We start from the raw sequence: 7,356 nt of genomic DNA, 5'->3' as shown, positions 1-7,356 counted from the left end.
GTTCGTCGTCGAAGACATAGGAATCGAGCGGATCATCAAGTATGAAGCGGTGCAACAGGTCTCGCGTTTCACCGTCGAAGACCTCGGAGACCCCGCCGGTGATGTTCTCGCGGCCCACCAGGTGGGCAGAACCCGCCAGCAGGCCGTCGCGGTGTATGCCCTCGGGCGCGGGCCTGCCGGGGGCCAGGATGCGAATGTAGTGGGCATCGACCAGACAGCTCGGGTTGCGCCGGGGGTCCAGCACGCGGGCCGACAGGAGCGAACGGGTCACGCCGTCCACGATCTTCGCGACCACGGCGGTGGCCGGATGAGCTTCCGGAATCAGGTGGAAGCGGCGTGCTATGCCGCCCAGCAGCGGATTCACCTCCGTCGACTGCCAATACGGCGGCGGGTCCGCCACGATCCGCAGATCGACACGGGGGATTGACAGTTCGAAGCATTGGTAGGCCCGGTGCCGGTAGTCCTCGCCCGGCGGCATCCAGGCGTCGGGCCGGGTGTCGTCGCGGAAGGCGGCGGCCAGGATGGCGTGTTCGGCCGCCGTGACGCCCAGATCGGCTCCCGTCATCAGCCAGTAGCCGTCCGCCCGGTGCCGCGGCTCGGTGCGCTCGATGACCCAATCCTGGTGGTCGAGAATGTCGACACCTCCGGTGACGAGGCCCGTTTCGAGCCGATAACCCGCGGACGCGGCTCAGCGTAGCGCCTGCGCAGCTAGGAAGCAGCTAACGCCGTCGGCGATTCCATCGCCCGGCTTGCGCGCGACGTTGCACGGACACGCCGAGGCCGCGCCCGCTGTCGGGCACGGCCTCGTCGACTCTAGAAGTGTCGAATTGCGGTCGAATTGCACCGAGATTGCGGCGATCTCCGCACCTGTTTCGACCGGGTAACCGCCCTCCCCCATCCGTTCTCGGGTGTGCCGGCGAACTCCCCTCCGGTTCGTCAGCGATCGTCGGTGGTCATCGAATCGATTCCCGCCCGGGCCGTTTCGGCTCTCGGGTCGGGGTGGTGGGGTGGCAGCGGCCGAGGGAACGGTGCCGGGAGCCGGTAGATTCGTCCTCCTCGTCGGGGCGGGGCTCGCGGTCGCGGCGGGCCTCGCGCAGGGCGAGCAGGCACATGGCGTCGGTGACGGTGAGGCCGATCATGCCGGCGTGGAGGGCGGCTACCTCGGTGTCGAATTCGCCGCCGGGGCGGAGCAGGCCGATGAAGATCATTTCGGCGAGGACCAGGCCGGCGAAGGCCTCCTCCTTGGAAAGCCGGCGATACGTCGGCAGGTAGGAGAGGACCCAGCGGCCTCGGTGCTGTTCCGGGACATCGATCCGGAATGCGACCTCGCGTACCACGTCGCTGGTGAAGAGCCATTGGGAATCAGTGACAGCCATTGATTCGATCCTTACTGACGCGGACCCGTCCCCCGTGTCCGTGTTGGTTGATGAACCAATGATCGCGGGCGGGCGGGCGGCATTCGATCCCAGCGTTTTTCGTGGATTCTTGGCATGTCACGAGTCCTTGAACAGCCGAAACGGGCGCGGTACCAAGGAAATATTCACAACCGTGGGGGAGGGATCCGTGGCTGACGCCGGGGTCTGGAGGCGCATCGTGTCACAGAAGAGCACCGTCTCGCAGAAGAGCACCGTCTCACAGAAGAGCACCGTCTCCAGGAACGGGGACACCGATGTGGTGGGCGCGGAGGCGCGCAAGGAACTGCGCAGGATTCTACTCGGGATCGGGTTGCGGGAGAACGAACTTCTGGAGCCGCTGGTGGCGGAGTTGCGGTATCGGGGGTGTCGGCCGCGGCGGGCCTGGCGGCTGGCGAACGAGTTCATCCAGCAGCAGGTGGCGGACGAATTCAATCGGCTCACCGGGAAGGCCAGTGCGCCGATGAAGGCGGCGCGGATCTCGGAGTACGAGTCGTGGCCCGGGCCGCGCGGCGCGGCCGCCGAAGGGTCGAGGGCCCGGGCGCATCCGCGGCCGACGCTGGAGGTGCTGAAGAATCTGGCCGCCATCTACCGGACCAGTTGGGATCAACTGGTGGATACCGCGGATCTGGCGCACATGCCGGGGACGGAGGTGGCCGCCTACCGGGCCGTCGTGTCCCGGCGGACCACGGCGCTGCCCGCGGCCTCGGACACTGGATTCCCCAGCGGGCTGGTGCCTTTCGTCGGCCGCAGCGAACAGCAGCGGATGCTGCGGGAGCGGGTCGAGGCGCATCTGTCCGCGGGCGGCCCGCGCGTGCACGTGGTCAACGGGCTTGCGGGCGTGGGGAAGACGGCGCTGGCGCGCTGGCTGGTGGAGACCTTCGAGGACCGGTATCCGGACGGGGTGATCTGGGAGGACCTGCACGGTCACACCGACGGCCGCAAGGCCCGCGAGCCGGCGGGGGTGCTCGAACAGGTGCTGCTGAAGATCGGTGTCGCGCCGGAGACCATCGAGAACGACACTTCCCGCCGGGCCGCGCGCTGGCGGCTCGAGATGCGGGATCGGCGCTCGCTGGTCGTGCTCGACAATGCCCTCGATTCCAAACAGGTGCGGGCGCTGCTGCCGGAGGCGCGGGACGGCTTCGTGCTCATCACCAGCCGCCACAAGCTGACCGGACTGACCGGCGCGATGCCGCTGCAACTGGACGCCATGGGACCGGCCGAGGCGGAGCAACTGCTGGTCGAATTGGGCCATCTGCCAACGAATTACGATGTGGACGCGGCCCGGCTGGTGCTGCGGACGGCGGGCGGGCTGCCACTGGCGATCCGATTGATCGCGGGCCAGATCGCCTACCAGGGTCCGGATCTGCTGGGCACGGCGGCGGCCGAGTTCACCAAGCTGGCCGACCGGATGCGGGCGGGGCCGGGCGACGGCGCCGAGGACTCCCTGCCCGAGCGCGCCCTGGATCTGTTCTCCGCGGAGGGCGAGACGCTGAGCGCGGCCTTCGAGCTGTCGTATCAGCGGCTGCCGGATCCGGTGCTGCGGCGGGCGGTTCGGCTGCTGGGCTGGTTTCCCGGCACCGAGATCACCGCCGAGACCCTGGCTCCCATGGTGGATGTGCCGCAGGCGCAGGCGTTCGGGCTGATCCGGCAGATATTCGAGGTGGGGCTGCTGGATCCGGCCGAGGGCGGCCCGACCGGGCAGCGTTACCGAATCCACGATGTGACAAGGCTTTTCGCACGGGTGAAGGCCGATGCCGAGGATCCGCCCACCGAGCATCCGGCAGCGGTCGGCCGGCTGGTGCGGCAGTGCCTGCTGGTGGCGCGGCAGGCCGGAGTGCAGCGACCGTACGAGGCGGTGGGCGGCTTCTCGGCCCCGCCCGCGCCCGACCCGACCGGCGCGACGGAGCGGGCCCGGGACTGGCTCAATCGCGAACGCGAGCTGCTGCTGGGCTGTGTCAGCGTCACCGGCACCGACCCCGACACCGGTGAGCTGGCGCGGCTGCTCGGCGCGCACCTGTCCGAGCTGGGTCACCTCTCCGACGCGGAGGGATTGTTGTTCCGCGCCTTGGACATCGCCAAGGAGGGCGGTGATCGGCTCACCTGCTGCGACATCTACTTCGAACTGGGCACCCTGTACCGCCGGGCGTGCCGGTACGAGACCGCCTCCACGGCCTTCCAGGAGGCCCACGACATTGCCACCGCGCTGGGCGATTCCCGGCTCATCGCGGCCTCGCTGTGGGGTTTCGCCGAGGTCGTCAGGACCATCGGCGATTACGACCGCGCCCGGAGCGCGTACTCCGATGTGCTGGGCATGGCGCGGCAATTGGAGAACCCGAAATTCGAGGGCGACGCGCTGCGCGGCCTGGGCCACATGGAGCGCACCGGCGGCGACCGCGCCATCGCGCACCGCTGCTACCTCGATGCCCTGACCATCGCGAGCGAGATCGGCGACCGCTACAGCCTGGGCTGGTCGCTGTGGGGCCTGGGCAGCGTCTCCCGCGAATCCGGCCGGTTCGCCACGGCCCGAGGTCAATTGGACGAGGCCTACCGCATCGGCACCGAGATCGGCGACCACCTGCTGCGCGCGGACTGCCTGCGCGGCCTCGGCCATCTCGAACGCGACGCGGGCGACCTGGACGCCGCCCAGGAGTACTACGCCGACTCGCTCGAGATCACCCGCCGCACCCGCGACCCGCACGGCGAGGCCGACGTGCTGCGCGCCCTCGCCTATATCGCCATCCGCTCCGGCGGCGCGCACTGGCGGCCCTGCGACCTGCTGCACAAATCCCTGCTCCTCTATGAGGGCATGGGCATCAAACTCGCCGACCAGGTCCGCGCGGAGCTGACCCAGGCCCTGGACCGCTGCCGCCGCGAATCCGTCACCCTCCCCGACCGGGTCCAGGAAGACCTGCGCCGCCTCGGTTTCGACTGCTGACCCCGCGGCCCGGCCGGAGAGTGCACCGGGCGGCCGGGTCAGACACCCTTTCGGTCGCTTGATCAGCGAACCCTCGCGGGCGGGATTACCCTGCTCGCGTGAACCCCGAACGCTGCGACGGCATTCTGCTCGCGGCCGGTGCCGGTCGGCGCTATGGCATGCCGAAAGTGCTGGCCGAGGACGGCGTCTGGCTGCGGTCGGCGGTGGAGGCGCTGCGCGCCGGCGGGTGTTCGCGAATCTTCGTGGTACTCGGGGCAACCGGGCCCGCGCACCGGACCGCGGCGGGTGCGTGGCTGGTGTCGCAAACCTCCGGCATTCCGTTGCCGCCGGGGGTGCATCCGGTCTGGGCGGCGGACTGGAAGATCGGGGTGAGCGCTTCCATGCGGGCCGGATTGGCCGCGGCGGCGACCCCGCGGCTGAGTGCGGCGGGCCGGGAGTTCGCCGGTCGCACAGCGGATTCATCACTTGCGGCGCGGACCATCCCGGCGGGGAATATTGCCACCGGGAATTCCGGCCCGGGGAAAGTTGACGATGGTCCGGCCGGGTACGCGGCGATCATGCCGGTGGATACCCCCGATGTCGGCGGCGCGGTGGTGGCCCGGGTGATCGCGGCCGCGCAGGTAAGTGAGAGCAGGTTGGCGCGGGCAGTTTTCGGGGGTGTGCCGGGGCACCCGGTGGTGCTGGGGCGGGCGCACTGGGCGGGTGCGTGCGCGAGCGCGGCGGGAAATTCGGGGGCGGGCACTTATTTACGACAACGAGCGGATATGGTGTGCGTCACGTGCGACGACCTCGCTACGGGGATCGATCGGGATTATCCGGCGGGCGGCGCACGGTGAGCGGGAGCGTGTGATGCGGGAAATCATCGAGGACCTTCTTCGGGTATGGCACAGCGGGCGGACCGGAGGTCTGGCCACTCTCGTTCGGACACAGGGGGCTACGTCGGTGCCGGTGGGTTCGGCCATGGTGGTGGATGCCGACGGGCGGGCCTTCGGCTCGATCTCGGCGGGCTGCGCGGAGGCGGCCGCCTACGAGGCCGCGATGGAATCGGCACGCACCGGGCGGCGCGGGTTGCAGCGGTTCGGGCCGGGCAGCGGACTGGACGCGCAGATGGACTGCGTCGGCACCCTGGACGTGTTCACCGAACCGTTCTCGCGCCGGCATTTTCCCGAATTCCCGGATGTGGCAGCCGATATCGCCGCGCAGCGGCAGGTCACCGTGTTCACGGTGGTGTGGCATTCGGACCCGGACGTGATCGGGCAGCATCTGATCACCGACCGCAAGCACGGCACCGAGCTGGTGTCGCTGCCGGATTCGGACGTGTTCGTGTCCTCCTTCGCGCGCCCACCGCATCTGATCCTGGTGGGGGCCAATACCTTCGCGGGCGCGCTGGCCACCCAGGCCAAGCTGCTCGGCTACCGGATCACCATCGTGGACGCGCGCCCCACCTTCGCCAATGCCGCGGCCTACCCGGGCTGCGAGGTCGTGGTGGACTGGCCGCACCGCTACCTGAACACCCAGGCCTCGGCGGGCGCGATCGATTCGAATACCGCGATGGTGGTGCTCTCGCACGACCCGAAGTTCGAAATCCCCTTGCTCACAGTGGCTTTGCGACTACCCGAGCTGGGTTACCTGGCAGCCCTGGGTACCCCGGCGTCACACGCGCATCGGCTGGAGGCCCTGCAGGCGGGCGGCTTCACCGACGACACGCTGGCCCGCCTGCACTCCCCCGCCGGTCTGGACGTGGGCGCGCGCACCCCGGCCGAGACCGCCGTCGCCATCGCCGCCGAACTGCTGGCGGTGCGCAACGGGACCTCGGCCGAGCCGCTGTCCACCTCGCCGGGCAGGGGGAAGCGGCACGTGCAACTCGTGCGCTGAGGCCGAGAACCGCTGAGCCCGTTACGCCTTCAGTTCCGGATGCTCGGCGTAGACCTCCTTGAGCACCGACAGGTCGAACAGCTGGCTCGCCTTGATATCGATCTTGGCCTTGCCGAGCGCGGCGATGTTCTGCTCGATCAGCGCGTCGGTCATGGTGAACAGCCCGTTGGCCTTGGAGTCGGCCGAGACCACCAGCCCGTTCTGGGCGCTGGCCTCCATGGTCTGCTCCTTCAGCTCCAGCTGCTGATCCTTGCCGTACACCTCCACGGCCAGCCGCGCCGACTCCTCCGGACTGGCGACCGCGTCCTTCCAGCCCTTGATCTCCGCGACCAGGAACGCCTTGAGCTTGTCGCGCTCGGAATCGATGGTCTTCTGGCTCACCGTCAGCGTCTCCGCGACCAGCGGCAGCCCGTAGTCGGCGAATAGGAAGTTCATGTTCTGGAAGCCCTTGGAGGCCAGGGTGATCGGCTCGTTGGTGGCGTAGCTGACCCAGCCGTCCACCTCGCCGTTGGCCAGCGGGGTCGGATCGAATTGCGCGGGCACGATGGTGACGTCGCTGGGCGTCATGCCGTTGGCGGTCAGCAGCGCGTTGAAGATGAGCTGATTGGTGTCCTGCACACCGATCTTGCGGCCCTTCATGTCCTTCGGGTTGAGGATGGGCTTCTTGGCCGAGCTCACGATGCAGAAGGGGTTCTTCTGATACGTGGTCCCGACGATCTTGGCGTTCAGGCCCTCCAGCACGGCGGGCGCGGTGGTCTGCGGCGCGGACATGCCGATCCAGATCTTGCCGGTGCCCAGCCCGGCCTCCACCGAGGTGCTGGCCGCGCCGCCCGCGACCAGGTTCACCGAGCCGAATCCGGCGTTCTTGTAGTAGCCCTTGGAGTCGGCGAAGTACTCGCCCGCGAATTCGATGTTCTTGAGCCAGGACAGCTGCACCGCCACGGTCCCGAACTTGGAGCCGTCGGCCGAGCTGCCGCCGCCGCTCGAGGAGCTGCCGCCGCACGCGGCGAGCACCCCGGCCCCGCCGACCGCCACCCCGGCCAGCCCGGCGTAACGGAGGAAGGATCGCCGTCCCAGGGACGACTGCGACAACTGCGAGGCCGGACCCGGCCGGAACAAACCACTCATGCG

General features: G+C 69.2%; 6 protein-coding genes. 3 read left to right on the top strand and 3 right to left on the bottom strand.

The features are described 5' to 3' along the window. Positions 1–565: 2OG-Fe dioxygenase family protein (locus NS2_RS15650; protein ID WP_036548020.1), on the bottom strand; the 565-nt coding region annotated here is incomplete at its 3' end. Between the two features lie 388 nt (positions 566–953). Further along, complete coding sequence (locus NS2_RS15645) at positions 954–1,376, bottom strand: hypothetical protein (RefSeq protein WP_033088153.1); 423 nt, start codon at positions 1,374–1,376, stop codon at positions 954–956. A gap of 217 nt (positions 1,377–1,593) precedes the next feature. On the opposite strand from NS2_RS15645, the gene NS2_RS15640 reads away from it, so the two are divergent. The 3 genes from NS2_RS15640 to NS2_RS15630 all read left to right on the top strand — a co-directional run bounded on the left by NS2_RS15640 (position 1,594) and on the right by NS2_RS15630 (position 6,225). Beyond that, positions 1,594–4,350: a tetratricopeptide repeat protein gene (locus NS2_RS15640; RefSeq protein WP_036548017.1), complete on the top strand. Its 2,757-nt coding sequence runs from the start codon at positions 1,594–1,596 to the stop codon at positions 4,348–4,350. Between the two features lie 98 nt (positions 4,351–4,448). Next, complete coding sequence (locus NS2_RS15635; protein ID WP_033088151.1) at positions 4,449–5,186, top strand: nucleotidyltransferase family protein; 738 nt, start codon at positions 4,449–4,451, stop codon at positions 5,184–5,186. A 13-nt stretch (positions 5,187–5,199) separates the two neighbouring features. Then, positions 5,200–6,225, top strand: a complete 1,026-nt coding sequence (locus NS2_RS15630; protein ID WP_147207194.1) for an XdhC family protein — start codon at positions 5,200–5,202, stop codon at positions 6,223–6,225. Positions 6,226–6,246: 21 nt separating this feature from the next. Here NS2_RS15630 and NS2_RS15625 read toward each other — a convergent pair whose 3' ends face one another. Continuing rightward, the gene (locus NS2_RS15625) at positions 6,247–7,353 is read right to left on the bottom strand and encodes an ABC transporter substrate-binding protein (protein ID WP_045437718.1); all 1,107 of its coding nucleotides are present in this window, start codon (positions 7,351–7,353) and stop codon (positions 6,247–6,249) included. Positions 7,354–7,356: the final 3 nt, after the last annotated feature.

The sequence above is a fragment of the Nocardia seriolae NBRC 15557 genome, assembly GCF_007990715.1.
In the GTDB taxonomy this organism is placed as follows: domain Bacteria; phylum Actinomycetota; class Actinomycetes; order Mycobacteriales; family Mycobacteriaceae; genus Nocardia; species Nocardia seriolae.
This window is presented reverse-complemented; position numbering and strand designations above follow the sequence as displayed.